Here is a 25350-nt window from a genome sequence, read left to right as displayed (position 1 = left end):
GCCCGATGACCCTACGCGCCCTGTCCCGACGCGCCCTCCTCGCCGGCAGCATCGCCCTCGCCGCCGGCCTCGCCAGCCCGGCCCGCGCCGCCGACAAGCTGACCGTGATGCTCGAATGGTTCGTCAACCCGGACCATGCCCCGCTGGTCGTCGCTGACAAGCTCGGCCTGTTCAAGGAGGCCGGGATCGACGTCACCATGGTGCCGCCCTCCGACCCCTCCGCCGTGCCGCGCCTCGTCGCCGCCGGCCAGGCCGATATCGGCATCCACTACCAGCCCAATCTCTATCTCGACCACGCCGCCGGCATCCCGATCGTCCGCGTCGGCACGCTGGTCGAGACCCCGCTCAACAGCGTCATCGTCAAGGCCGACGGGCCGATCAAGTCGCTCGCCGATCTCAAGGGCAAGACGGTCGGCTATGCCGTCTCCGGCACCGAGACCACTTTGCTCGGCCAGATGCTGGCCAAGGCCGGCCTCAAGCTCGACGACGTCAAGCTGGTCAACGTCAACTTCGCGCTCTCGGCCGCGCTGATAGGCGGCAAAGTCGACGCCACCATCGGCGGCTACCGCAATTTCGAGCTGACCCAGATGAAGCTCGAAGGCCATCCCGGCACGGCCTTCTATCCCGAGGAGCACGGCGTTCCCGCCTATGACGAGCTCATCCTGATCACCCGCCGCGACGCCCTCGCTGACAGCCGTCTCCCGCGCTTCCTCGACGCCATCGAGAAGGCGGCGCTCTATCTTACCAACCATCCGCAGGAAGCCTGGAAGCTCTTCATCGCCGCCCATCCCGATCTCGACGACGCGCTCAACCGCCAGGCCTGGACCGACACGCTGCCGCGCTTCGCCAAGCGCCCGCGCGCCCTCGACCAGGGCCGCTATGAGCGCTTCGGCGCCTTCCTCGTCGAACGCAGCTTGATCAAGAAGGCGCCGGCGCTCACGGAGATCGCCGGCGAGGTGAAGTAGCGGGCGGATCGCGGCGGCAACTCGCCTGCCGCCGCCCATCCCGCGTCCACATCAGAACGGCTCTGTGCCCGTGGCTCTGGGTGGTCAGCCGGACGCAGTGCTATGAGCCGGCTCTGCAACCATCCGGCGGGTCGTCGCCCGGAGCTGCGCCCGGATAGATCATCCGCATGAACGTCAGCCAGCCGATTGCCTCCACCCGCCGCGCCGACCTGCCGGTGCTGTTCGCGCTCAGCGCGACGCATCTGCTCAACGACATGATCCAGTCGCTGATCCCGGCGATCTACCCGATCATCAAGACGGCCTATGCGCTCGATTTCGGCCAGATCGGCCTGATCACGCTGACCTTCCAGATCACCGCCTCGCTGCTGCAGCCGGTCGTCGGCGCCTATACCGACAAGAACCCGATGCCCTATTCGATGGTCGTCGGCATGGGCTGCACGCTGACCGGGCTGATCGGGCTCGCCTATGCCGGCAGCTATGCGCTGCTGCTCGTCTCGGCCGCCTGCGTCGGCCTGGGCTCGTCGATCTTCCATCCCGAAGCGACGCGCATGGCCCGCAATGCCTCGGGCGGCCAGCAGGGGCTGGCGCAGGGCATCTTCCAGGTCGGCGGCCAGAGCGGTGGTGCGCTCGGCCCGCTGCTCGCTGCCTTCATCATCGTGCCGCGCGGCCAGGCCAGCGTCGCCTGGTTCTCGGCCGCGGCGCTGCTCGCCATGATCCTGATGGTCTGGACGGCGCGCCGCTATGCCGAGCTAAGCAAGGCGGCCGCGGCCGCTCCGAAACCCGCGAAGGTCGTGGCGGCCGCGCCCGCGGTGCCTGCGCATACCAAGGGCCAGATCGCCTTCGCGATCACCATCCTGGTGATCCTGCTGTTCTCGAAGAACGCCTATTCGTCGAGCTTCAGCTCCTATTACACCTTCTACCTGATCGGGAAGTTCGGCATCTCCGTGCAGGGCTCGCAGCTGATGCTGTTCCTGTTCCTCGCGGCCGCCGCCGTCGGCGCGCTCGCCGGCGGCATCATCGGCGACAGGATCGGCCGCAACCGCATCCTCTGGTTCTCGATCCTCGGCGCCCTGCCCTTCTCGCTGATCCTGCCCTTCGCCGACCTGTTCTGGACCGGTGTGCTGACCGTGGTGATCAACCTGATCATGGCGAGTTCCTTCGCCGCGATCCTGATCTACGCGATGGAGCTGATGCCGGGCCGGATCGGCCTGATCGGCGGCCTGTTCTACGGCCTCTCCTTCGGGCTCGGCGGCCTCGCGGCGGCGATCCTCGGCGAAGTCGCCGACTGGATCGGCATCGAGGCGGTCTACCGGATCTGCGCCTTCCTGCCGGCGATCGGGCTGCTGGCCTGGTTTCTGCCGAAGGTGGAGCACCGGCGGGGATAACTGCTGCCATGATCGGCGAGGAAGGTCGGGATCCGCCTTTGAAATGACGCCGGCGGTTACCCTGTCCCGGTCAATTCACATCGCCGGCCAGCGGCAGCCGAATCCGATGCCGACCACTCTGACCGAAAGCGGCGTGGCGTCCGGAAGCGACGGCTTAGACGTGACAGCTCCGCTCCAGAACAGACCAGCAATCCCAAGCGGGCTTAGGTCTCTCGCCGCCTTAAGATTTGAAGAAGAATCGACGGTCTAGCATCATCCTCGATTCGCCCTTCAGTTGAGTTCGCGGGACTGTGTGTCGCGTTCGTATGGCGTCCCAGATCACGTTGAGACATTGTCGCCGGGGGATGACGCTTGACGATGCGAACGGTGAAGCACGGCACGGCCGCTCCGACCTATCGCCGATCCTTGTTACTCACGACGGCGCTCGCCACGCTGATCTATGCGGTCTCCGGCATGCGGCCGGCGAGCGCGCAATCCGTGACGGGCGGTGGCGAGGTGGCCCCAGGTCCCGTCTTATCGCCGGACTGGGCGGTGGGCGGCGACCTCACGATCGGGGATGCCGGGGTCGGCACGCTGACCATCGTGGCCGGCGGCACCGTCAGCGCCGCCGGCACAGGCTTCATCGGCAATCAGAACGGCAGCGACGGCAGCGTCACCGTCTCGGGGCAGGACGGCAGCGGCAATCGATCGACCTGGTCCAATGCGAACGACCTCGTCATCGGCCAGGCAGGAACCGGCTCGCTGGTGATCAGCGGCGGCGGTGTCGTCAACAATCGGGACGGCTATATCGGTGCCGACTCCACGGCGGTCGGGACAGTCACTGTTTCGGGCGCCGACAGCAACGGCAGGGCCTCGACATGGACCAACACCGGTGATCTCTATGTCGGATACGATGGCGCCGGAACACTGAACATTCTGGCTGGCGGCCGGGTTTCAAACATCACCGGCAGCATCAATAGCAACAGCACCGCGCTGGTCAGCGGGCAAGGCTCGTCCTGGCAGAACAGTGGCCGACTGACCGTCGGCGGGTTCACTGCCGGAACTCTGCGCGTCGAAGACGGTGCGACGGTTTCGAGCGCGGACGGCATCGTCGGCGGTAGCGCCCAAGGCAGTGCCGTGCTGACCGGCACGGGCACGACATGGACCAATACCGGACAGTTCACCGTCGGCAGCTTTGGCGCGGGCACCTTGCGTATCGAAAACGGCGCAACCGTCACCAGCAATCAGGGCTATATCGGCGCCAACGATACAGGTACCGTCACGGTGACCGGAGCGGGCTCGAAATGGTCGATGTCGCCATTCAGCCTGACCATCGGCAATATAGGCACCGGTTCGCTGACGGTCGAGAATGGTGGGCTGGTGCGCGCCGAAGGCGGCGTCCTGCTCGGCGTTGCCTCGGGTTCCGGCGGGACATTGCTTCTGCAGGGACCCACGAACAATCGCGGCATTCTGGAGACCAGCCGGATATTTGGTGGCGCTGGCGCTGTCAGCGTCACCTTTGATGGCGGCCTGCTGCGCGCCACATCGGACAACCCCAATTTCTTCGCAGGTTTCGACACGCGCACCATCGCCATCGGCGCGAATGGCATCGTAATCGACACGGATGGCCATGATATCGGCATCTCCCCCAGCCTGACCGGCGCGGGAGCCCTGATCAAGGATGGCCTGGGCAAGCTGACGCTGACCGGCGACAGCGGCTCGACCTTCACCGGCGCCGGTAGCGTGCTGGCGGGCACGCTCGCCGTGAACGGCGTCCTCGGCGGGACGATGGAGGTCATCGGCGGCCGCCTGCAGGGCATCGGCACGGTCGGCGCCACGATCAACCGGCCAGGCGGCACGATCGCGCCGGGCAACTCCATCGGTACGCTGACAGTCAACGGCGACTATGTCGGGAATGGTGGCCGCCTCGAGATCGAGGCCGTTCTCGGCGGCGATGCCTCGCCATCCGACCGTCTCGTCGTCACCGGCGATACCTCCGGCACCACCACGGTCACGGTATTGAATCGAGGTGGGACAGGCGCGCCGACCGTCGAGGGCATCAAGGTCATCGATGTCGGCGGAAACTCGAACGGCGCCTTCACGCTGCAGGGCGACTATGCCTTCCAGGGACAGCAAGCCGTCATCGCCGGCGCCTATGCCTACACACTGAACAAAAACGGCGTCAGCACGCCGAATGACGGCGACTGGTATCTGCGCTCAGCCTACATCGTGCCATCGGGCTCGTCGCCGGGCGCATCGTCCGGAGCGGTCATCTCTCCGATCTACCAGCCGGGAGCGCCGCTCTACGAGGCCTATGGTCAGGTGCTGCAGAGCCTGAACCAGCTGCAGACGCTGCGCCAGCGCGTCGGCGAGCGCTTCGACGACCGGCCGGACGCATCCTCGCCGGCGGCGGGGCGCGCGATCTGGGCGCGCATCGACGGCGCCCGCAGCCGGGTGGCGCCCAGCTTTTCCAGCAGTGGCACCGGCTACAAGATCGACAGCTTGCGGCTGCAGGCCGGTGTCGACGGGCAAATGTTCACCAACGGTGCCGGGTTCCTGGTGGGAGGGCTCTCGCTGCACCATGGCAAGGCGTTGGCCGAGGTCTCCTCGGTCTTCGGACATGGCAGGATCGCCTCGCATGGCAGCGGCTTCGGCGGCTCGCTGACCTGGTATGGAGCGAGCGGCTTCTATGCCGATACCCAGGCGCAGCTCAGTTGGTTCGACAGTGATCTTACCTCGACCACGACCGGGCGCCGGCTTGCCAAGGGCAAGGCAGGCCTCGGCTATGCTCTGGGGCTTGAGCTCGGGCAGCGCTTCGCGCTTGCAGGCGGCTGGTCGCTGACGCCACAGGCGCAGCTGAGCTATGCCCGCATCGATGCCGACAGCTTCGTCGATCCGTTCGGAGCCCGCGTCGCCGCGGGCGGCGGCGACAGCCTAAGCGGCCGCCTCGGCCTCTCCGCCGACTATCGGGCGAGCTGGCGCAATGCTGTCGGGCAGAAGGCCGACATGGCCTTCTACGGCATCGCCAACCTGCACTACGAGTTTCTCGGCGGGATAACGGCAGTGGTCGCCGACGCCCGCTTGACCAGCCGCCAGGAGCGGCTCCAGGGTGGTCTCGGCCTCGGCGCCAAATACGCATGGGATCGTTATGCGCTCTATGGCGAGGTCGAGGCGCGGACCAGTCTCGCCCATTTCGCCGACAGCAATGGCATCACTGGACGGGCCGGCCTCAGGATCAGCTGGTAGCGAGCCCATCGCAACCGCGATCCAATACGCAACCTCAAGCAGCCTTTCAGAAGCTTGGTGCGGACGGCGGGGATCGAACCCGCATGCCGTTGCCGGCGAGGCATTTTAAGTGCCTTGCGTCTACCAGTTTCGCCACGTCCGCGCGGCGAGACTGGTTAGCGATACCAGCGCCCGGCGACAAGCGCCGGTTGCGCATCCGTCCTCAGCGCCGGTGCGCCGGCTTGTACCATTCGACACCGTCCGGATCGACATAGAGCCCGGGCGCGACGTCGGAGCCGATCTTCTTCTCCTGCATCGGCACGCGCACCGTGTCGTCGCGGTCGCCGCGGCGGATATAGGGGCCGCTCGCCTGCTGATGCTGGCCGCCGCCGCTGCCCCCGCCCATCACCGCCCGGCGGCCGGCGACCTTGTCGTCGAGCCCCGCGACCTGGCGAGCCGAGAAGGCGACCTTGGCCGTCCCCTCGATGATCGGAAAGGCCTTGCCCGCAGCACCCTCGCCGGTGACGCGGATGCCGATGAAGCGCGGCACGTAGGTCTGCCCGCCGCCGCCGCGCGCCAGCGCATCCCAGCCGCCGGTGGTCGAGACCTGGGCGCCGCAGCGCTTATGGGCGCGCTCGCAGGCGCTGCGAGAGGCATAGCGCGGCGCCTTCTGCTCGAATTCGGCGCGGGCATTGCGATAGGCATGCTCGCATTGCTCGGCCGAGAGCTTGCCGGCCTCGATGCATTCGTCGCGGCGGACATAGGTCTGGCCGGCAGCCTGGGCGACAACATCGGCAGGCGTCAGGGCGATCCCGGCAACGGCAAAGGCCGCTGCGCGGGCGAGGACGAGGGGAAGAAGCGTGATCATGCGGCTTCCCTGATCATGCGATTGTGGCGTCACAGCAGCGGCCTCATCGTGATGGCGAGCTCGCGCGTGCCACCATAATCGATCTTGCCGTTGCCGAGGACGGGAATCGAGCCGGTGACCAGGATCGCCTTGGGCAGCCATAATTCCGGGAAACCCTGGCGCTTGGCCTCGTCCTGCAGGGCTTTCTTCTCGGCATCGGGCTTTTCGGTGACGAGCACGAGCTGCTCGCCCTTGCGCATGTCGGGCAGCGCCACGACCACGTGATTGTGACCGGGCCAGAGTCCGGCGATCATCGATTCGACCGCCGCCAGCGAGACCATCTCGCCGCCGAGCTTGGCGAAGCGCCGCGCCCTGCCCTTGATGGTGATGAAGCCGTCGTCGATGGCGACGATGTCGCCGGTGTCGTGCCAGCCGCCCTCCGGCGGCACGATCGCGCCGGGATTGTCGGCGTTGAGATAGCCGAGCATCACGTTCGGCCCCTCCACACAGAGCCGCCCGCCTTCAGTGATGCCTTCGACCGGCTCCAGCTTCGCCGTGATCCCCGGCAGCAGCCGGCCGACGCTGCCGTCCTTCATCGCCACGGGCGTGTTGCAGGCCAGCACCGGCGAGCATTCGGTGCAGCCATAGCCTTCGAGGATGGTGGTGCCATAGGGCTGCCACATCCGGCGCGTTTCCGGCTTTACCCGCTCGGCCCCGGCGACGACATAGCGCACGCTCTTGAGGTCGCCCTCGTCCGCAGCGCGGGCATAGCCTTGAAGAAAGGTGTCGGTGGCGAACAGGAAGGTCGCGCCGGTTTCGCCGATCAGCTTGGGCACCTGCTTGTAGTGCAGCGGGCTCGGATAGAGCACGACCTTCATGCCATGGGTCAGCGGCATCAGCAGCGCCGCCGTCAGCCCGAAGGAATGGAAGGCCGGCAGCGGGTTCATCACCACGTCACGCTCGCTGAGAAAGCCGGCGGCGAGCTGGAAAATCTGGCGCGCGTTCGAGACCAGGTTGGCATGGCTCAGCACCACGCCCTTCGGCTTGCCCTCGGTGCCGGAGGTGAACAGCACGACGGCCGGATCGTCCGGCCTGGCGGCATGACGCGCATGCACCCTGCCTGGCACGAGCGAGGCCAGCGCACCGAGCGCCTTGTCGAGGCTGGTCAGCTCCTTGCGGACATCTTCGAGATAGATCACCCGCCGGCCCGGCGCGAGCGCCTCGACGATGTCGTCGAGCTTGGCCTGGTCGATGAAGCGGCGCGAGGTGACGATGGTCGAGATCGGCCCGATCTCGCAGGCGGCGGTGAGGTTCTTCAGGCCCGCGGTGAAGTTGAGCAGCGCTGGCACGCGGCCATAGGCCGAGAGCCCGAACAGCGTCACCGCCATGCCCTGCACGTTCGGCAGCATCAGGCCGACAGTCTCGCCGGGCTTCGTCAGCACCGAAAGCTTGCGGCCAAGCACCAGTGCGCCCAGCACCAGCCGGCCATAGGTGATCGGCTTGCGCTCCGGATCCTCCAGCGCGACTCTGGCTTTGCCATGCTTGCCGGCAGCGGCCAGCAGCGCCTGGAACAGGGTCATCCGGGCGCCTTCTACGTCGAAGGGCTGTGCCGGCAGTTCGGTTGCGGCCATTTCGGCTTGCGCTCCGGGTTCGTCTCTCTCCACAGCGGAACGTAGCGATCCGGTGCATGGTTGCAATGCGCCGGACGCGGCAGCCATGCTGCATCGCAACAAGAATCAGCCCGAAACCGTCCACATCTCAACGATCCTGAAAATGCGGCGGCGCAATCGCTGAAATTTGACGAAGAAGCCGTTCATCACGTCGCGCCATCGTCATTGAGATCGGGCATACTAATCGCTATCTCCGGTTGCGGAGCTGGGGATTGCAGCCGTGCCGACCATTTCGAAACAGATCATCGCCGCCGCCGCGCTTGCGGTGGTGTCTGTTGCCGCTTCGCCGGCGAGCGCCGCGGGCTTCTGGGAGACGCTGTTCGGCGCTCCGCAGCGCCCGGCCTACGCGCCGATGCAGGAGAGCAATCCGCTGCACATGACGGTGCGGCCGAAGCGCAAGAAGGCCGCGACCACGCTCGACGCCGGCAAGGACGGGCCGAAGCCGAAGCTCGTCAAGCCGATGGAGTACGCCAACGATCCGTTCTGGTACCTCAAGGACGAGACGTTGAAGAAGGGCGATATCATCGTCCTGAAGGACCGGGTCGTCGTCTTCGACGGCGGCGCCCGCGACTACGCCAATTTCGCCAGCTTCCAGACCAGCAAGCTGCTCTCGACCAAGGCCAAGAGCCAGCTCAAATACCTGATCTCGACTCCGCGGGACAACTACACCGTCTGGGAGCCGGTCCAGTCGATCTCGGACCGCAACACCAGCGCTTCGGCGGAACTCTCCGAGCGCACGCGCTGAGCCCGGGGCGAGGCTCGCACCATCGCATTACCGTCGCATTGATACCTTCGAACGGTCAGACCAGCGCCAGAGGCTGACCGGATTTCGCCTCTAGTTTTGCGCCGCATCGGGCATTTGCCCCTCCCTCCAGCAATGGAAAGGAGCCAAGGATGCGAGAGTTCGCCAGGGCCGTCGGCCTATCCTTCGTGCTGGTCGCCGGCGCCGCGGCGGCGCAGGCCCAGTCGCCTGCCGTCCCCACCCCCGACAGTCCGGGTCTTCAGGACCCCGCCGCAATTCGCAACGCCACCGTCATCGAGCGCCGCTCATTGCCGCCGCAACTGCGCGTGCAGGTCGACAGCGCCGTGGCCCAGACAAGCCCGGACGACCTGCGGCAGCTCAGGCAGGCGATCGAAACCATTCCGGCCGCCGCCAGGGCCTTGCAGGCCAGGGGCATGAACGCGGCCGCAGTGATCGCAGTCGCCTTCGACGAGGACGGCGATCTGACGCTGATCGCCGAAGAATCGATCTGAGAGACCAGGTGATCCGAGGGATGCCGGCCGCACGGCCGAAGCGTTTCCACGGGCAGTCCGGCGCTCCTGCCCGAATTCTCGCAGCGCCAGCTCGAAAGGACAGATCATGAAGCTGACCGAAGCACGCATCGACAGCGCCCTGCACCAGATCGAGGCTCAGGCGATTCCGGAGAACCACCCTGCCACGGTCCAGCTCAGCGAGCTGTTCGGCGACCATACCTTTTTCCTCGACGCCGGCGGCCTGACCATCCTCGAGCCGGTCAAGACGGATGGAGCCGCCGAGGTCATGGGCCGCGTCGTCAAGCTTGCGCGCTGGGGCGACGAGACCCGCAGGAACCTCTCACCGCACGAGCCGGAATACACCGACATCGTGGTCGCGCTCGACAAGGCGGCTTAGGGCATAGGCCTCCCGACTCCGCGCGAGAACCCTTCTCCCGTGTGGGAGAAGGGTTCCCCGAGGATAACGCCCGATGGCGAACGTCAGCCGAACGCCCCGATCTCGTGCTGGATCGCGCCGGAAATCTCGCGCAGCAGCGCAAAGCACTCGCGCATCGGCTCGACCACATCGCGATGCAAGGCCGTGTAGGCGCCGCCCTCGCGCGGTCCTGGCGGCTCGCCGAAATCGAGGCCGAGCGCCGGATCGGGATTGAGCGGGAAGATTTCGCCCAGCAGCGCCAGCGCGCCGGTCATGTCGAGCCTGAGGATGCGCTCCAACAGAAGCTCGCGCGTCACGCCGGCATGCGGCCGGAAATCCGGGATATGCGTCGCCGACAGCCAGATTCGGTGCAGCAGCGCCAGCCGTAGCGTATGCAGCGCCACCAACCTGACGGGCATCGCCGGCGGCTCGCCCGCCGCTTCCTTCAGTTTCAGCCGGTCGGAGGCGAAGCGCCAGAACAGCCGTCGCAGCGCCGGAGCAAGGTCGAGCTGTGCCAGCGCCTCGGCGACGGCGAGCAACTCGTCGCGCCGTCCCTCCTTTTCGGTCCGCCGAGCCCGATCGAACCATGAACCGGCATCGAGCGTGTCGAGATAGGCGCGCAGGACGTCGAGATCGCTGTTCGCCATGGCATGGGCGGCGAGCCGATAGGCCCGGCCGAAGCGCTCCGAGCCATCGCGCATGGTGGCGAACAGCTCCGGCGCCCGCGCGGCCGCCTGGCCGATGCCGTGCACGCTGTTCGCCAGCCAGCCGAGCTGCTGCAGGATGGCATTGTTCGGGATGGCGCGAAGCTCGCGCGGATGGCGGATCACCGCCGGCCCGCCCGCATCGCTCTGCCGCGCCGCCGGGCGCGAGCCGGTCTTGTCGAGCAGCGAGGGGCCGAAAGTGCCGATCAGCGCCGCATAGCCGGGATCGTCGACGAGATGGGTCATCTCCTCGCGCACCGTCTGGAAGAACTCGGTGGCGAAGTCGGGCTCGGCATAGATCGGATCGTCCGCGCCGGCAGCCGGATTGGCGAAGACGCTTTCCGCGATCCGCGCGACCGTCGCCCCCGCTAGCCCCTTGGTTCCGAACAGCAGATAGCCGTCGCTGCCCTGGAAGCTGGTCTCGCGGGCGACCTTCACGCCGGCCTTGGCGAAGGCGCGCCGCGGCCATTCCGGATCGAGATAGGCGAGCCGGTCGGTCAGACTGTCGGGATGGGCGCCGCGCCCGGCCGACTCGCCATGGGTGTCGAAGATCACCAGCTCGACCTCGGTCAGCCCGTAGCGCTGCAGCAATTCGAGGATGCGGCTCCTCAATCGCTCGACCCAGAAGGTCGCCGCGACTTGGCCGATATAGCGGCCGGAATCGGAATAGCCGAACTGGACGCAGAGCCGGCCATGGCGCTTGAGATAGTCGCGCCAATGCGGGCTGCGCAGTGCCTCGTCGATGATGCGCGGCCCCTGTTCGAGCGCGTCCGAGGTCTCGAAGAGAGGCGAGATCTCGACGAGGTCGGCGATGCCGAAGCGCTTGGCGAGGTAGAGCGCGCTGAGCAGCGTATAGCCGGTCTCGGTCTCGGCGATCAGGAAGCGCACCGGCCGCGAGCCGTCGACATGCTTCACGATCTGCGCGACCATCATCATCATCCGCGCCGCCGAGGCGCGCTCGACCGCGAGCGCGCCGAAATCGACCGGCGTCGGCTTGGCCCTGGCGAGCGCCTGGTTCGCAGCGGCAAGGAACGCGCGCCGCTGCGCCGGCTGGGTCGGTTCCTCCTCAAGCGAAATGACGCCGCGCATCGCATTGTGAAGCTGCGAGGCGTTGAGCCGGAAATGCGGCAGCGCGATCGAGACGCCATGGGCGATCACCCCGGCGCGCGCCAGCACCAGCGCGCTCGCCGTCGCCTCGTCCTCGGCCAGCACGATCGCCTTGTCGAGCGCCGCCAGCAGCTTCGAAGACTCCGGCATGGCCGCCTCGCGCTCGCCGACCAGCGAAAGCGAGAACGCCTGCAGCGCCGCGATCTCCGGCTTGCTGTTGAGCGGCGGGCAGAGCGCAAGCTGCCGCTCGACGGCCGCCAGCGCGCCTTCGACCAGCGCCCTCACCTCGGCTGTCGCCGGCGCTTCCGGCAGCTTCTCCAGCAGGCGGAAGAACTGGCCGCGCTTCGATTCCAGCCGATAGCGCAGCGTGTCCCACCAGCCGATATCGGTACGCCCGTCGGTGTCGCAACCGACCCAGGAGGCGAGCTGCAAGGCGCGCGGCTTCAATTCGCGCCAGCGCTGCGGCCAGCGCGCCCGCGCCTCGGCCAGGAAGGCGGCGTTGAGCCGGTCGATCGCATCGCGAGCGTTGCGCACCGAGAAGCGTGCCTGCTCGAACTCGTCCTGCAGGGTGATCGCCGCATCCGGCCGGAAGGACAGGTCTGCGGCCATCAGCGCCGCCGCCTCGCCCTCGTTCGAGGCGAGCTCGGCCAGCGCATGCGCGACCGCACGGCTCATCCCGAAGGTCGGATGCGCGGTGAAGACGGCGGCGAAGCGCACCCGCGCCAGCGCCGCGCCATAGGCCTCGAAGGGCTGCGCCGAGCCGCTCGCCTCCTCGGCGACGCGCCGGGCCAAAGCCGCATAGGCCTCGCTCTCGTCGCGCTCGAACCCGACATAGGAGGCGACGCGCGCCGCCCGGTCGGCGAGGGCGGCGCGTCCAAGCTGGCGGATCAGCGCGGCGGTATCGGCAAGCGTCACCTCGCCACGATCCATCTTGCGCGTCAGCCAGAGCGTGACACGTAGCACCGGGTTGCCGAACGGATCCTCGCGCGCATCCGAGCGCGCCTGCACGATCGCCGCCGACAATTCGCTCGCCAGCGCCGATGGCGACAATTCCTCCACACCCGCCACGCCGCTCTCCGCTTTTTTAAATCGTTTGATGAGGCGGGCCGCAGGTGAGCAGGATTCCGATTCTATCGCAACTGCGAAAAGCATTGCGGCAGCGCAGCAGCGACCCGCCCGAGCCCAGGCTCGGCTCAACCTCTTTTGGCCACATTGCCTCTTTAGAAGGTGAGGAGCAGGCTAGGAACGACCGGCCGGTTCCCCTTCGAGGAACCCGCGGCACGCCTGCAACCCTACCCATCGAAAACCGAGCGCTGCCGTCAGGACAGCACCATCGCCGCAAACCTTCGGGTCCGGCGATATCGTCACAAGACCGCGCGGCCCCGGCCGGGCGGAACATGGATATCAATGCAAGTATCGACACGACTGAAGTCACCCGAGACCGGGCGCCTCGCCAATGCGATCGCCAGGACCACGTCACCGAAGAAGACCACGCCACCGAGATCCGAAACCGCCGCCCCCGATTGGAAGCCGCAGTCCTGCGGCCTCTCCCGCAGCGAGCTGCGCCGGATCGTCAGGAAAATCCTGGGATGAGGAGGCTGGACATGGCCATCCACCAAAGCAAATCCGCCGCCTTCGACAAGCGCCCGGCATCACGCGCCGGCGCCGCGGCGAGCCGAAACGCGAACCCGCAGGCGAACTACGAGCGCTATCTCGCCTTGGCCAAGGCCAAGGCACTTGCCGGCGATCGCATCGAGGCCGAGCGCTATTACCAACATGCCGAGCATTATCTGCGCCTGATCGGCGGCACCGCGGCCTGAGATTCGAGGAGCGCGCCCGCCGGGCTCCGGAGACGCATTGCCACGCCTGCCACAATCTCTCCATCGGATCGCGCTTTGAAGAGATCATGAGATCACGATGGATTGCGACGACCTGGGCTGCCTTGGCGCTCATTGCCATGGCCGAGCCCGCCGCTGCCGGCCCCAAAGGTGAAATCCTCGACTTCGGCATGGTGGCCGGGCGCCGTCTCGACACTCCACCCGATACCGGACAGAGCGCTCTCGAACCGATCCGGGCCATGGAGAAACCCCGCTATATCGAGCGTACCGATCGCATCGAGGCCCGGCTCTGCCGGAATTTCGGCATCACGGTGAAGCTCTCTGCGCCGCCGCCCTTTCGGATGCCGCATCGGGTCGAGGTGCGGGTGCTGCACCCGAAGCTGACGCGCCCGGATGGCAAGGAGAGCGCGGAGACGCGTTTTCCCAGCTTCGTGGTGGACGGCGTCAGCCATGTCGGCTTCACCTTCGATCATGACTGGGAGATGGTGCCAGGCCCCTGGACGATGATCGTCTCGTCGCGCGGCGAGGAACTCGCGCGCAAGGATTTCACCGTCACGGTTGCACCCCCTGGCACGTCCAATTCCGATTGCGGCGTGGTCTGACGCTTCACGCGTACCCGCCGGCCGAATGTCCGTGCATGAGCGGGACAGGCTGGCCGCACATCACCGAATCGGGCCGCTCCGCCCTGGCGCAGCTTTGCATCTTTCTTCCGTGATTAACTTTCTGGTAAGAGGATCGGGTTTCCTTGCCGGTGACGACCGTCTGCTGCCTGCGGCAATCCGGGTCCCGTATTCAGGAGGTTGCCGCATGAAGCGGGCCATGATCGCTGCCAAAGCCGTTCGTTCCACCGGTGAGAACCGCCACGGCCGCGCAGCGATCCCGCTTCTGATGGCTCTCGCTGCCCCGGCGCTGGCCGCCTGCAGCACCGCCCCGGTCCAGACCGCCTCGACCGCGACGGCGAGCCCGGCGACGACGACGAAGCAGACCCAGGAAATCCGCAAGCGCGCCATCGAACTGGCCAAGGCCGATCCGCGCGAGAAGGAATGCCTGGTCCGCGCCATGTATTTCGAATCGAACCGCTCCAGTGAGTCGGGCCTGCTCGGCGTCGGCACGGTGGTGATGAACCGCGTCGGCTCGCCCCGCTATCCCGAGACGATCTGCGGCGTCGTCGGCGCGCCGCGCCAGTTCGCCCCGGGCGTGCTGACCCGCCAGATGGCCGCCCGCGAAATGCCCAAGGCCGAGGCCGCCGCCGAAGCCATCCTCGCCGGCAAGCGCCATGAGGCCGTCGGCAACGCCAAGCATTTCCACATGGCCGGCCTGCGCTTCTCCTATCCCAACATGCATTATGTGACGGTGGCCGGCGGCAACGCCTTCTACGTCAAGGGCGAGCGCCCCGAGCGCCGCCGCATCGAGGAGCCGAGCTACCAGATCGCCGCGGTCACCGAGCCCGCGCCGCTCGCCACCGCCGGCTCGACCCGCTCGACCTCCTTCGCCAGCGCCCCGCTCGCCTTCGCGCCGGAGGCCCCGGCCGCCGCAGCCGCGCCCGCCAGCCCGGCGACGCATCTCGTCAGCACCATGACGCTGCCGCCGAGCCGGCCCTACGATCTCGGCATGTCCCGGAAGACCGCGCAGGCCTTCATCGCGCCGCCGAAAAACGACGGCCGCCTCGCGGCGCTGATGCCGCCCTCCCGCCCCCTGCGCGGCAGCCTGCAGCAGAACTGAGCCTCACCGGAACCACCACGCAGAACCCCTCTCCTGGAAGGAGAGGGGCAGGGGTGAGGTATTCGGGAGAGAATTCGTTAGCTGCAACGCAGCCGCGGTCGGCGCTCGCGTCCCTGGTCCAACGGCCTACACCTCACCCTGCCCTCTCCTTCCAGGAGAGGGTTCCCCGCGCCTCCTTCGTCATGGTCGGGCTTGTCCCGACATCCACGCCTTCCTTCGGGCAAGGCCCTGTTCAAGACGTGGATGCTCGCCACAAGGGCGAGCATGACGGTCGCGCCAGCGGGGACAACTCCCCAATCAATCCCCGCCCTTCAAACCTGGGTTATGCTTCTCCTTGTCCCGCCCGAACCGAGGGGGCTTCGCGAGGCATCATGAGGCCGGGCGGGAGAGCGGTGTCCGTGGCGAAGGAGCCTTGCAAGCTCGCAGTAGCGCGGAGGGATTTTCGTCGATGGGAGAGGCCCTCCCAGTCCTGCCGGACGTAACCAGACGGCGAGAGCACCTTAAAGAGAACCGCGCGCGGGGTTGGGCAGTGGCCAGTGGCGCTGCCTCGACAGATGACATCGACATTCGGCACGCAGCCGTCGACTGCGACGCCGCCTTGACCCCGCGCCTCCCTCGGATGGCGACCAATCGAACCCTCGCGGCGAAGAGCCGGCGAGCGCATCGGCCTGTCTGGAGCCGCGTCATGCTCGCCCTTGTGGCGAGCATCCACGACTTGAACGCCGCGCCGGTATGAAGACGTGGCTGGTCGGGACAAACCCGACCATGACGAAGAATGGCGGTGTCCATCGCTTCCGGGCCCAGGCCTTTGCCTGCCCCGGAAAGACGCTCCGGCGGGCGCAACGCCCGTTCGCGTGCACCCGGCCATTCGCCGGCCGCCCTTCCCGGCGGCAGGGAAACCGGGAGAGATTGCGCAAGAGCGCGACGAAACGCGCAATCGGGAGGCACGCGCCGAGCATGAGCATCCAGTTGATCCTGCCCGTGGCGCTCGCGATCCTGGCGGGCGTCAGCATCGTCATCCAGCAGGTGCTGAACAACAATCTGCGCCTCGCGCTCGAGTCGGCCGCCTGGGCCGGCTTCATCAGCTATCTGGTCGGCCTGATCGCGATGGCCGTCGTCGTCGCCGCCCTGCGCGAGCCCCTGCCCTCCGCCGCGCTCGCGGCCCGGATTCCGTGGTGGGCCTGGGGCGGCGGCGTCTTCGGCGCGGTCTTCATCGTGCTGGCGATCTATCTCGTGCCGCAGCTCGGCGCCGCGACCTTCATCGCCCTGCTGATCGCCGGCCAGATGTCCGCTTCCGTCGCCTTCGACCATTTCGGCTGGCTCGGCCTGCCCCAGCGCAGCGCCGACCTGCCCCGCCTCGCCGGCATCGTGCTGCTGGTGGCCGGGGTGATGCTGATCAGGCGATAGGAGACGATCGAGAGACCGAGCGGAGCGCCGATGCGACGAAGCAGCCAGACCCGCCTGCCCGCGCCCTATCTCAGGCGCATCTGGCTCGACCGCGAGGCGGTGCCGGACGCCGAAGCCTATCCCTGGTGCCTGCCCTTCCTGCGCGAGGAATTCGAGCTTTCCTTCGACCGGTCGATCACCATCATCGTCGGCGAGAATGGCACGGGGAAATCGACGCTGCTCGAAGGCATCGCCGTGCTCGCCGGCTATGACGAGGCCGGCGGCGGCAAGGGCTACCGCCCGGTCGATCATGCTGAGGCCGTCGAGGCCATGGGCGGGGCGCTCGCCCGCTCGCTCAAGGCGAGCTGGCTGCCCAAGGTCACCGATGGCTGGTTCTTCCGGGCCGAGAGCTTCTTCAGCGTCGCCCGCTATCTCGACAAGGCCGCGCTCGATGCCGGCCAGCGCGGCCCCGATTTCCTCTCCCATTCGCATGGCGAGGGCTTTCTGCGCTTCTTCGAGGAGCGCTGCCAGCGCCGCGGCATCTTCATCTTCGACGAGCCGGAATCGGCGCTGTCGCCGGCCCGCCAGATCGAGTTCCTCAAGCTGCTGCGCCGCATGGACCGGCTCGGCCAGTGCCAGGTGATCATGGCGACCCACGCCCCGATCCTGATGGCCTATCCCGGCGCCCGCCTGCTGGCCTTAAGCAAATACGGGCTCGATCCGGTAACGATCGAGCAGACCCAGCATTTCCGCCTGATCCGCGAATTCTGCCTGGACCCGGCGACCTTCGTGGAGACGATGATGGAGGAGTGAACGCTCGCGCGGTCTACATTCGGACGAACAATTGCGAGGACGTTGTTGAGCGACGCTCCACCACACATTACAGCTGCATAAATCGCTTCAATATAATCAAAACGTCGTCATCCGAGTTAACGGGCTTGACAAGATCGATATGATCGCGGCCAACGACAGTTTCGACGTCAGAATTCCCTGAATAGGCAGAGGCGCTGAATCTATCTACAACCCTATCTTGCGTTCCGATAATAAATTTTGTCGCGACCTTCTTCTGAAGCTCAAAACGAACCCAATCTTCGTTCAAAAGTTCAATTATATCCGCATTTCTACAAAGCTGCGAAATTTGATTGTGCCTCCAAGACACTAAATTTGCCAGAATTGCTAGGCCGGCTCCATTATTTGGTGTAGCCAAAAGTGCTAAATGTTTTACTCGCAGAGAGCGGGACGCCTTAACCTCTTCGATAAGATAACGTCGTGCAATCAATCCACCAAGGCTATGACATATTAAATCCACCTTGTTGAAATCTGCGTATCGGTTTTCAATTTGGCTACGTAACCCGGCTGCCAATTCCTGTATCTTAGGGGCCTTCGCCATGAACGGCAGACGAAATAATGACGTCGGGAAGGTATAGTATCCAATCGTTGGCGGTTCCTGGAACGCTGCGCCCTCGACGAGGAGTCCTGGGAGTTTACCCCAAGTTGCTCGTGCATCCCCTCCAAGGCCGTGAACAAAAAGAAGTAATCTCCGCTCGATTTGTTCGGCGTCCCGCAAACCGGTCGTCAGCGCGCCAATCGGCGCCTCCGAACTTCCCGCCTGTGGATATGGAGGATCTCTGGCTGTGTCCGCGACGAATTTTGTTGCCTTTGCATTCGGCCCAACCGCGAGCTGGTCGGCCACAACCTGGCCTTTGCCTGAGATCATAATTCCGCTATTGCGCGTTCCCACGCTGACCTCCTTGTGGATTTACGTTTCGAGCAAGCTTACTTTGTGCGCCGGAGCCTACTGCCATAACCTCCGCGGAAATTGAGCCTCCTGAGACAATGATCCCACTATTAATAATCGCCGAACCCCGATCAGCCAGGTCCGACGCATCGATGTTGTGGTCTTCGAGAAATTGACTCAAACTGTCGAGTAATTGCTTTTGAATTACTTTCCAGTGCATTTGAGAGTCAAGTCGTTGAAAATAGCTACGATACTTATCATCAGACGCGATCATTCGAATCGTTGTTCTAGCGCCGTAGTCAAATAATTCGTTATGCAGGATCTCATTTCGCTCGCTGCGCCCCCGTAAACCTTGCGCGAGGGGCAACAAAGAAATGGATGCAATGTTATATAAAGATAGCGGAAGCAGCATTATCGCACATAAGGCCGAATAGAACATCAACCCAATAATATTGCTCACAAGCAACGTTGTGCTATTATTATCTATTTGATAAAACTCGCTCTTTAACGGAGGTGTAACAAAAAAATTAGCCTCTATAAATAACTGACTCCCCGATTTAGTAAATCTTGTAAAGCAAGTTGTAACTAAATCGCCATTCCAGTCGACAATTTTAATAAGTAAATAGTGGCGAATTCGATCAGAATTTAGTCCTTTATAGGTAGATATTATGCTATCATCTATGACATTCTTTGGGCGTGAAATTATTCTAGGAAGAAACCGGCGGTCATTTCGAATCGCCCTCCCGTCCACGAACAGCTTGTCCTCCAGTGACATGCCACCTATCGCCAAACGCTCCAGCCCTGCCGCAATTTGATTATATAGCTGCTCAGGAGTGAAGCCCCTGGGCGACTCCCTACCATGGACGCCGTGCGCGCCCTTTTCCAAGTTGACCGCGAACGACCAGGAGGCAAGCTCGACGCCGGCCCCAACGAACGGCGAAAAGCCACTATAGACGATAACATTCTGATCTCTGGCCTCATTGCTTTTTTGAGAAGCACGCCAGTTTGCCGCTGAAAACTTCTGTCGAACTATAACCAACTCTACATATACAGCTTCAACAAATATTATAATTGATGCCAAAGTTAGAGCAACACAAATAATAAATATTTCCGAATTGCCAATAAATTCAACTTCAGTTATCGAGCTAGATTTTACGTTGAAGAATATAAAAGCTGAAAACAATAATACAATAAAAAGTGCAAAATCACGTACAATTTTTATATTTTGCGCTTTTATACAATGAGAAATGATTAATTGTGTATCAACCGCCAAATCAGGTGCGATTCCGCGGAATTTTACGTTTGCAAATTCATTAAGAACCCTCGAACGAAAGCTCAAATTAATATATGATGCGGCTGAAAGATAACGATTTATCTGATTCTTTTGCCTTAGTACAGATTCCAATTTATGGGTAGCCGCGCGATCAGTATCGCCGACGGGCGATAAGCTCGCATTGAATTCAGCCATCGCGTGCTCCTCCCTGTAAGATCACGAGTCGCGTCAGAATTCAGTTGGCAATATGAGGCCGTAGCTTGGTCGCGATTGCGCGTGAGAGCCAAAATTACAGCGTGGTAGAATGTCAAACTGCTGTCAATTCCATGAGCGGACATTCACGCCCGTCCGAAATTGGATAGTCACCGCCTTCGTGCGAGAAGTCCGCGTCCCACGCAAAGCAGGCATTCTTTCAGCCGCCACGAAGCCCGCGCCAGCAGCCGCAGACGCCTTGCGACAACGATGCTAAACCTACCCTGTCAGCCTCTCCCTCCCGAGTCCCCGCCTTGCCCGACCCCCTCTCCCCCGCCCGCCTCCAGGCCGCCATCGACTTCGCGCAGGCGCATGATTCCCCCTGGCCGCGCAGCATGTTCTATCCGGACGGCGCCTATGTCGGGAATCGCGAATGGGACGAGAAGGGTCCGTGGACCGAGATCGTCGGGCCGGTCGAGCCGCGCGGCGGTCCGGCCGGGGTCGTGCTGAAGGGCGGCGAGACGATCGCCGAATGGGGCGATGTCGAGCGGGCCGACATGACCTTCTCGATCGCCAAGAGCTATCTCTCGGTGCTGGCGGGCCTCGCCGTCGCCGACGGGCTGATCGCCGATATCGACGAGCCCGTGGGCAAAAGCGTCGACGGCCCGCATTTCTCCAGCCCGCACAATGCAGGGATCACCTGGCGCCATCTGCTCAACATGAACAGCGAATGGCAGGGCGAGATCTTCGGCAAATCCGACCAGGTCGACCATTACAGGCAGATCGGCATCGGCGCCGACAACAGCCGGAAAGGCCAGCGCCGCGAGCTGCGCGAACCCGGCAGCCTCTACGAATACAACGACGTCCGGGTGAACGCGCTCGGCTATGCGCTGCTGCGCCGCTTCCGCCGGCCGCTGCCGCAGGTGCTGCGCGAGCGGATCATGAACCCGATTGGCGCCTCGCAGGGCTGGCGCTGGGAGGGCTACGAGACCTCGTGGGTCGAGATCGACGGACAGCTTATGCAGTCGGTCCCCGGCGGCGGCCATTGGGGCGGCGGCCTCTTCATCAGCGCCCGCGACCATGCCCGCTTCGGCCAGTTGATCGCGCAGAACGGCGTCTGGGACGGGCGCGAGCTGATCCCGTCCGCCTGGCTGGCGCAGTCGGTCGTGCCCTCGCCGACCCTGCCGAATTACGGCTTCCTCTGGTGGCTGAACCGCGGCCCGGCGGCCAATCCCAAGCTGCCGGCGAGCGCCTTCAGCGCGCAAGGAGCGGGCAACAACCTGATCTGGATCGACCCCGAGCACGACCTCGTCGCCGTGCTGCGCTGGATCGACAAGGGGGCCATCGACGGGTTTCTGGAGCGGCTGGTCGCGGCGGTGGAGTGAGGGGACCTCGACGCAGAACCCCTCTCCTGGAAGGAGAGGGGCAGGGGTGAGGTGTTCGGGAGAGAGGTCGTTAGCCCGAACCTGACCGCGCCGTGAGCGCTCGCGGAACTGGTCACAGGGCCCACACCTCACCCTGCCCTCTCCTTCAAGGAGAGGGTTCCCCGCGCCCCTCACACCGCTCCTCGCCCATGCGCCCAGCGTAGAACCGCCCTCGCCGACCACCCTTGCCGCCATTTCCCCTTGCGCCCATAAGCCGCCCTGCTCCCGCAAGGCTCATCGCCAGTGTCAAATCCCGCCTCCCCCCGCCTCGCCATCGGCTTTGCCTGCGGCATCCTCGCGGCCGTGATCTGGGGCATCCAGTCGGTGGTCTCGCGACAATCGGTGGTCGACGGGCTCTCGGCCGGCGACGTCACCATCCTGCGCTTCCTCGCCGCCGCGCTGGTGCTGCTGCCCTTCGCGCTGAAGCGCTTGAAACCCTTCCCGGTCGGCAAGCTCGGCTGGAAGCGGGCGCTGATCCTCACCGCCATCGTCGGCCCGAGCTACAGCCTGATCCTGGTCGGCGGGGCGCATTTCGCCCCGGCTTTGCACTCCTCGGTGATCTCGCCCGGGCTGATCCCGGTCGCGACCGCCCTGCTCGCCGTCCTCGTGCTCGGCGACCGGATCAGCCCGCTCAGGGTGATCGGCCTTGCCATCATCGTCGCCGGGATCGTGGTCTTCTCCTTCGAGGCGATGGCGAACACGCCGACCCGCGAAGGCGCCTGGATCGGCGACCTGCTCTTCGTGCTGATCGCGGTGCTCTGGTCGGTGTTCGGCCTGCTCGCCCGGCGCTGGGGCGCCGATGCGGTCGAGGTCACCATGGCGACCTGCCTGCTCTCGGTGCCGCTGCTGCCGCTGCTGGCGCTGGTCCAGCCGGTCCACCTGCTCCAGGTGCCGCTGCCGGCGATCGCGCTGCAGGCGCTCTATCAGGGCGTGCTGGTCGGCGCGGTGGCGCTCTTCCTCTACACCGAAGCCGTCGCCATCCTCGGCGCCGCCAGGGCCGCCCTCTTCCTGCCGCTGGTGCCGGTGGTGACGGCACTCTCGGGCGCCGCCTTCCTCGGCGAACAGGCCTCGACGCTGGAAATCGCCGGCATGCTGCTGGCGGTCACCGGCATGCTGGTCGCGCTCAGGGCGCCGAGCAGCGCCTGAGAGTCGCGCTCAGCCCTTATGGTCCTTGGCGATCGGCTCGACATAGGACAGGCCCATGTCCCAGGGGAAATAGATCCAGGTGTCCTGGCTGACCTCGGTGACGAAGGTGTCGACCACCGGCACGCCGGCCGGCTTGGCGTAAACCGTGGCGAAATGGGCATTCGGCAGCATCTCGCGCACGACGCGGGCAGTCTTGCCGGTGTCGGTCAGATCGTCGACGACGAGCACGCCCTTGCCCTTTCCGTCGCCGATGGCGCGGATCGAGGGAGCGATCTCCTTCATCACCTTGAGCTCGGACTGGTTCTTGTAGTCGTGATAGCTCGCGACGCAGACCGTCTCGATCAGGCGCAGGCCGAGCTCACGGCAGATGATCGCCGCCGGCACCAGACCGCCGCGGGTGATGCAGACCATCGCCTCGAACGGGCCGGCATCGGCAAGGCGCCAGGCGAGCGCGCGGGCATCGCGGTGGAACTGGTCCCAGGAAACGGGAAAGGCCTTGTTGGCGGAAGCGTCGGCCATGGCGGGTCCTGCGGAATAAGCGAAGAAAGAGCCTTTCCGCAAAGCGCATCCGGAGGACGCTGGCAAGAGCATGCCTGCCACAATCCCCGCCGCAACGGCCCGATTCAGGAACGATCGCGCCCGGTGGCGGTTGCTCGAAGGACACCGAACAGCACGTGGAGTCCTGCCATGCTCGTCGCCGTCCAGATCCTCGCGATCCTGCTCGCCGCGCTCTCGATGACGGCCGCGCTCGGCCATGCGCTGGAAATGCCGGGCAAGCTCAGGCTGGCGCAGGAACACTATCTCGCGGTCCAGCCGATCTACTATCCCGGCTTCACCATCGGCGGCGGCCTCGGCGAGATCGGCACGATCGTCGCCAGCGCGGGGCTGGCGCTGATGCTGCCTTCGGGCAGCGCCGCATCGAGTCTCGCCTGGATCGCCTGCGCCAGCGCCCTGACCGTGCAGGCGCTTTACTGGCTGCTCGTCCATCCGGTGAACAAGTTCTGGCTGAAGGACTCGAAAGTCGACGCCGCCAGCCAGGGCTTCTTCGCCATCGGCGCCGGCGATCAGGCCGGCGCCGACTGGAGAGCCCTGCGCGATCGCTGGGAGCGCGGACATGCGATCCGCGCCGTCTTCGCGACGCTCGCTTTGGTGCTGATCGCAGCTTCCGTCGCGATCAGCTGAGCCTCAGAACTCGGCCCAGCCGTCGTCACCCCGGCCACCACCGGCCACCCTGGCGCGTGGGAGCGGCGCAGGCTTCGCCGGCGCGGCCGCAGCCCTCATCGCCGGCAGCACCGAGCGCAAATCGGCTGCAAGCCGTGCCGGCTGATCACCGAGCCGGAAGGCGCCGACCAGCGCCGCCAGCGCCTGCGTCTCGCCCTGCAGGTCGCGCGACAGCTTCGAGCTGGCATCCGCCATCAGCGAGTTGCGCTGGGTGATCTCGTCCATATGGGCGACGGTCTTGGCCATCTCCTCGACGCCATTGGCCTGCTCGGTCGCGGCGCTCGAGATCTCGGCGATGGTGCCGGCGACGCGGTTGGCCGCGTCGACGATCTCCTCGAGCGTGCGGCCGGCATCCTTGACCAGCTGGACGCCGGAGCGGACCTGCTCGCTCGAATTGGCGATCAGCGACTTGATGCCGTTGGCGGATTCGCTGGAGCGGCCGGCGAGCGCCCGGACCTCCGAGGCGACGACCGCAAAGCCCCGCCCGGCATCGCCGGCGCGCGCCGCCTCGACCGCGGCGTTGAGCGCGAGCAGATTGGTCTGGAACGAGATCTCGTCGATCATCGAGATGATGTCGGCGATCGAGGCCGAGGCCTGCTCGATCCGGCCCATCGCCGCGACCGCATCGCTGACGATCGCCCCGCCGCGCGAGGCCACCGACCTGGCCTCGTCGCCCAGCGCCGCCGCCTGGCGCGAATTGCCGGCGCTGGTCTTGATCGAAGCGGCGAGTTCCTCGGTCGTCGCCGCCGTCTCCTGCAGGCTCGCAGCCTGGGACTCGGCCCGTTCGGCGAGTTCGATGCTTTCGCTCGCCATCTTGTCGGCCGCGGCGCCGACCTTGCCGGAGATCGCGCCGATGGCGCCGATCACCTGCGCCATCATCTCGATCAACTCGTTGATGCCGCCGCAGAGGACCGCGACCTCGCCCTCCTTGCCGGCCATGTCGATCCGGCTGGTCAGATCCTTGTCCTTGGCCCGACCGATCACGCTTTGCGCCTCGCCGACCGCCTTGGCGAGCTGGCGCGCGGCCTTCTGCTCGGTGATGTCGGTGGCGTATTTCACCACCTTGGTCGGCCGGCCCTTGGCGTCCATGATCGGGTTGTAGCTCGCCTGGATCCAGACTTCGCGGCCATCCTTGCCGAAGCGCTGGTACTGGCCGGAATCGTATTCGCCGCGTCCGAGCTTCTCCCAGAACGAGCGATACTCCGCCGAGCTACGATAAGAGGCATCGCAGAACATGGCGTGATGCTTGCCTTTGATCTCGTCGAGCGAATAGCCGGTAACGGCGAGGAAATTCTCGTTGGCGTCGAGGATGTGGCCGTCGAGCGTGAACTCGATCACCGCCATCGCCTTGCGGATCGCCGCGACCTGCCCGGCCATGTCGGCTTCCCGATTCTTCTGGTCGGTGACCACCGTCGCGAACTTGATGACCTTGATCGGCTTGCCGCTGGAATCGAAGACCGGGTTGTAGCTGGCCTCGATCCAGAATTCGCTGCCGTCGGCAGCGACGCGCAGGAACTGCCGGGCATCGTACTCGCCCTGCCGCAACCGCTCCCAGAACGCCTTGTACTCCGCACTCTGCGCCTCATCCTTCGGCACGAAGATGCTGTGATGGCGCCCCCGCACCTGCTCCAGCGTATAGCCCACCGTCTTCAGGAAGTTCTCGTTGGCATCCAGGATGGTGCCGTCGAGCTTGAAACTGATCACTGCCATGGCGCGATTCAGCGCCGCCATCTCGCCTTCCAATTCGCGGCGCGAAACGCCGCCTCCAAATGGATTCAGCCGCATGCCCCTTGCCCCGCATTCAGCCCCGCAGGTTCCTGACCTGCAAGAACAGAATGGATGAAAATGGTTTATGCCCC

Annotated in this window: 21 protein-coding genes and 1 tRNA gene; 14 read left to right on the top strand and 8 right to left on the bottom strand. The window is 65.2% G+C overall.

Annotation, left to right across the window (positions count from 1 at the left end):
• Window positions 1-5 precede the first annotated feature (5 nt).
• From ACQKLX_RS17315 to ACQKLX_RS17305, 3 genes are all read left to right on the top strand, one after another.
• Window positions 6-965, top strand: a complete 960-nt coding sequence (locus ACQKLX_RS17315; RefSeq protein ID WP_427362813.1) for an ABC transporter substrate-binding protein — start codon at window positions 6-8, stop codon at window positions 963-965.
• 167 nt (window positions 966-1132) lie between these two features.
• The gene (locus ACQKLX_RS17310; RefSeq protein ID WP_427362812.1) at window positions 1133-2350 is read left to right on the top strand and encodes an MFS transporter; all 1218 of its coding nucleotides are present in this window, start codon (window positions 1133-1135) and stop codon (window positions 2348-2350) included.
• Between the two features lie 357 nt (window positions 2351-2707).
• Complete coding sequence (locus ACQKLX_RS17305; RefSeq protein WP_427362882.1) at window positions 2708-5575, top strand: autotransporter family protein; 2868 nt, start codon at window positions 2708-2710, stop codon at window positions 5573-5575.
• A gap of 55 nt (window positions 5576-5630) precedes the next feature.
• Here ACQKLX_RS17305 and ACQKLX_RS17300 read toward each other — a convergent pair.
• The 3 genes from ACQKLX_RS17300 to ACQKLX_RS17290 form a co-directional block, all read right to left on the bottom strand.
• Window positions 5631-5717: transfer RNA gene (locus ACQKLX_RS17300), tRNA-Leu, on the bottom strand.
• Between the two features lie 60 nt (window positions 5718-5777).
• Window positions 5778-6422 carry a DUF1190 domain-containing protein gene (locus tag ACQKLX_RS17295; protein WP_427362811.1) on the bottom strand — a complete coding sequence of 215 codons (645 nt, stop codon included), beginning with the start codon at window positions 6420-6422 and terminating at the stop codon, window positions 5778-5780.
• A 29-nt stretch (window positions 6423-6451) separates the two neighbouring features.
• A complete protein-coding gene (locus ACQKLX_RS17290) occupies window positions 6452-8032 on the bottom strand; it encodes an AMP-binding protein (RefSeq protein WP_427362810.1) in 1581 nt (526 codons plus the stop codon).
• A gap of 259 nt (window positions 8033-8291) precedes the next feature.
• Between ACQKLX_RS17290 and ACQKLX_RS17285 the strand changes: the two genes are divergently transcribed.
• The 3 genes from ACQKLX_RS17285 to ACQKLX_RS17275 all read left to right on the top strand — a co-directional run bounded on the left by ACQKLX_RS17285 (window position 8292) and on the right by ACQKLX_RS17275 (window position 9722).
• Window positions 8292-8816, top strand: a complete 525-nt coding sequence (locus tag ACQKLX_RS17285; protein ID WP_427362809.1) for a hypothetical protein — start codon at window positions 8292-8294, stop codon at window positions 8814-8816.
• Between the two features lie 149 nt (window positions 8817-8965).
• A complete protein-coding gene (locus ACQKLX_RS17280; RefSeq protein ID WP_427362808.1) occupies window positions 8966-9325 on the top strand; it encodes a hypothetical protein in 360 nt (119 codons plus the stop codon).
• A 106-nt stretch (window positions 9326-9431) separates the two neighbouring features.
• Window positions 9432-9722, top strand: coding sequence for a hypothetical protein (locus ACQKLX_RS17275; protein WP_427362807.1), 291 nt, complete (start codon window positions 9432-9434; stop codon window positions 9720-9722).
• 83 nt (window positions 9723-9805) lie between these two features.
• On the opposite strand, the gene ACQKLX_RS17270 is transcribed toward ACQKLX_RS17275, so the two are convergent.
• Window positions 9806-12610, bottom strand: a complete 2805-nt coding sequence (locus tag ACQKLX_RS17270) for a phosphoenolpyruvate carboxylase (RefSeq protein WP_427362881.1) — start codon at window positions 12608-12610, stop codon at window positions 9806-9808.
• Window positions 12611-13155: 545 nt separating this feature from the next.
• On the opposite strand from ACQKLX_RS17270, the gene ACQKLX_RS17265 reads away from it, so the two are divergent.
• The 5 genes from ACQKLX_RS17265 (at window position 13156) to ACQKLX_RS17245 (ending at window position 17310) form a co-directional block, all read left to right on the top strand.
• Window positions 13156-13371 (top strand): DUF4167 domain-containing protein, encoded by a 216-nt coding sequence (locus ACQKLX_RS17265; protein ID WP_427362806.1) that lies wholly within the window; start codon window positions 13156-13158, stop codon window positions 13369-13371.
• A 137-nt stretch (window positions 13372-13508) separates the two neighbouring features.
• Window positions 13509-13991, top strand: a complete 483-nt coding sequence (locus ACQKLX_RS17260) for a DUF3859 domain-containing protein (protein WP_427362805.1) — start codon at window positions 13509-13511, stop codon at window positions 13989-13991.
• 205 nt (window positions 13992-14196) lie between these two features.
• Window positions 14197-15111 carry a cell wall hydrolase gene (locus ACQKLX_RS17255; protein ID WP_427362804.1) on the top strand — a complete coding sequence of 305 codons (915 nt, stop codon included), beginning with the start codon at window positions 14197-14199 and terminating at the stop codon, window positions 15109-15111.
• A gap of 957 nt (window positions 15112-16068) precedes the next feature.
• Window positions 16069-16518: a DMT family transporter gene (locus tag ACQKLX_RS17250; protein ID WP_427362803.1), complete on the top strand. Its 450-nt coding sequence runs from the start codon at window positions 16069-16071 to the stop codon at window positions 16516-16518.
• Between the two features lie 30 nt (window positions 16519-16548).
• Entirely contained in the window at window positions 16549-17310 is a 762-nt protein-coding gene (locus ACQKLX_RS17245) for an AAA family ATPase (protein WP_427362802.1), read from the top strand.
• Between the two features lie 67 nt (window positions 17311-17377).
• On the opposite strand, the gene ACQKLX_RS17240 is transcribed toward ACQKLX_RS17245, so the two are convergent.
• Window positions 17378-18238: an esterase/lipase family protein gene (locus ACQKLX_RS17240; RefSeq protein ID WP_427362801.1), complete on the bottom strand. Its 861-nt coding sequence runs from the start codon at window positions 18236-18238 to the stop codon at window positions 17378-17380.
• Window positions 18222-19703, bottom strand: coding sequence for a hypothetical protein (locus tag ACQKLX_RS17235; RefSeq protein ID WP_427362800.1), 1482 nt, complete (start codon window positions 19701-19703; stop codon window positions 18222-18224). Before ACQKLX_RS17235 ends, ACQKLX_RS17240 begins: the two co-directional genes overlap by 17 nt.
• A 311-nt stretch (window positions 19704-20014) precedes the next feature.
• Here ACQKLX_RS17235 and ACQKLX_RS17230 point away from each other — a divergent pair, with 311 nt between their 5' ends.
• A complete protein-coding gene (locus ACQKLX_RS17230; RefSeq protein WP_427362799.1) occupies window positions 20015-21085 on the top strand; it encodes a serine hydrolase domain-containing protein in 1071 nt (356 codons plus the stop codon).
• 282 nt (window positions 21086-21367) lie between these two features.
• Entirely contained in the window at window positions 21368-22270 is a 903-nt protein-coding gene (locus tag ACQKLX_RS17225) for a DMT family transporter (protein ID WP_427362798.1), read from the top strand.
• Between the two features lie 9 nt (window positions 22271-22279).
• On the opposite strand, the gene gpt is transcribed toward ACQKLX_RS17225, so the two are convergent.
• The gene (gpt, locus tag ACQKLX_RS17220) at window positions 22280-22789 is read right to left on the bottom strand and encodes a xanthine phosphoribosyltransferase (protein WP_137882035.1); all 510 of its coding nucleotides are present in this window, start codon (window positions 22787-22789) and stop codon (window positions 22280-22282) included.
• Between the two features lie 168 nt (window positions 22790-22957).
• On the opposite strand from gpt, the gene ACQKLX_RS17215 reads away from it, so the two are divergent.
• On the top strand, window positions 22958-23452 hold the full coding sequence (locus ACQKLX_RS17215; protein WP_427362797.1) for an anthrone oxygenase family protein: 495 nt from the start codon (window positions 22958-22960) through the stop codon (window positions 23450-23452).
• A gap of 3 nt (window positions 23453-23455) precedes the next feature.
• On the opposite strand, the gene ACQKLX_RS17210 is transcribed toward ACQKLX_RS17215, so the two are convergent.
• Window positions 23456-25222 carry a methyl-accepting chemotaxis protein gene (locus ACQKLX_RS17210; RefSeq protein ID WP_427362796.1) on the bottom strand — a complete coding sequence of 589 codons (1767 nt, stop codon included), beginning with the start codon at window positions 25220-25222 and terminating at the stop codon, window positions 23456-23458.
• Window positions 25223-25350: the final 128 nt, after the last annotated feature.

It is taken from the genome of Allobosea sp. NPDC003192 (genome assembly GCF_050275675.1).
Taxonomy (GTDB): domain Bacteria; phylum Pseudomonadota; class Alphaproteobacteria; order Rhizobiales; family Beijerinckiaceae; genus Allobosea.
Note: the sequence above shows the minus strand (reverse complement) of the source record. Positions and strands in the feature narration are given on the sequence as shown.

Bases quoted from the DNA above. Each gene is read 5' to 3' on its own strand.
- ACQKLX_RS17315 (WP_427362813.1), top strand. From the start codon at position 6: ATGACCCTACGCGCCCTGTCCCGACGCGCCCTCCTCGCCGGCAGCATC.
- ACQKLX_RS17310 (WP_427362812.1), top strand. From the start codon at position 1,133: ATGAACGTCAGCCAGCCGATTGCCTCCACCCGCCGCGCCGACCTGCCG.
- ACQKLX_RS17305 (WP_427362882.1), top strand. From the start codon at position 2,708: ATGCGAACGGTGAAGCACGGCACGGCCGCTCCGACCTATCGCCGATCC.
- ACQKLX_RS17295 (WP_427362811.1), bottom strand. From the start codon at position 6,422: ATGATCACGCTTCTTCCCCTCGTCCTCGCCCGCGCAGCGGCCTTTGCC.
- ACQKLX_RS17290 (WP_427362810.1), bottom strand. From the start codon at position 8,032: ATGGCCGCAACCGAACTGCCGGCACAGCCCTTCGACGTAGAAGGCGCC.
- ACQKLX_RS17280 (WP_427362808.1), top strand. From the start codon at position 8,966: ATGCGAGAGTTCGCCAGGGCCGTCGGCCTATCCTTCGTGCTGGTCGCC.
- ACQKLX_RS17275 (WP_427362807.1), top strand. From the start codon at position 9,432: ATGAAGCTGACCGAAGCACGCATCGACAGCGCCCTGCACCAGATCGAG.
- ACQKLX_RS17265 (WP_427362806.1), top strand. From the start codon at position 13,156: ATGGCCATCCACCAAAGCAAATCCGCCGCCTTCGACAAGCGCCCGGCA.
- ACQKLX_RS17260 (WP_427362805.1), top strand. From the start codon at position 13,509: ATGGCCGAGCCCGCCGCTGCCGGCCCCAAAGGTGAAATCCTCGACTTC.
- ACQKLX_RS17255 (WP_427362804.1), top strand. From the start codon at position 14,197: ATGAAGCGGGCCATGATCGCTGCCAAAGCCGTTCGTTCCACCGGTGAG.
- ACQKLX_RS17250 (WP_427362803.1), top strand. From the start codon at position 16,069: ATGAGCATCCAGTTGATCCTGCCCGTGGCGCTCGCGATCCTGGCGGGC.
- ACQKLX_RS17245 (WP_427362802.1), top strand. From the start codon at position 16,549: ATGCGACGAAGCAGCCAGACCCGCCTGCCCGCGCCCTATCTCAGGCGC.
- ACQKLX_RS17235 (WP_427362800.1), bottom strand. From the start codon at position 19,703: ATGGCTGAATTCAATGCGAGCTTATCGCCCGTCGGCGATACTGATCGC.
- gpt (WP_137882035.1), bottom strand. From the start codon at position 22,789: ATGGCCGACGCTTCCGCCAACAAGGCCTTTCCCGTTTCCTGGGACCAG.
- ACQKLX_RS17215 (WP_427362797.1), top strand. From the start codon at position 22,958: ATGCTCGTCGCCGTCCAGATCCTCGCGATCCTGCTCGCCGCGCTCTCG.
- ACQKLX_RS17210 (WP_427362796.1), bottom strand. From the start codon at position 25,222: ATGGCGGCGCTGAATCGCGCCATGGCAGTGATCAGTTTCAAGCTCGAC.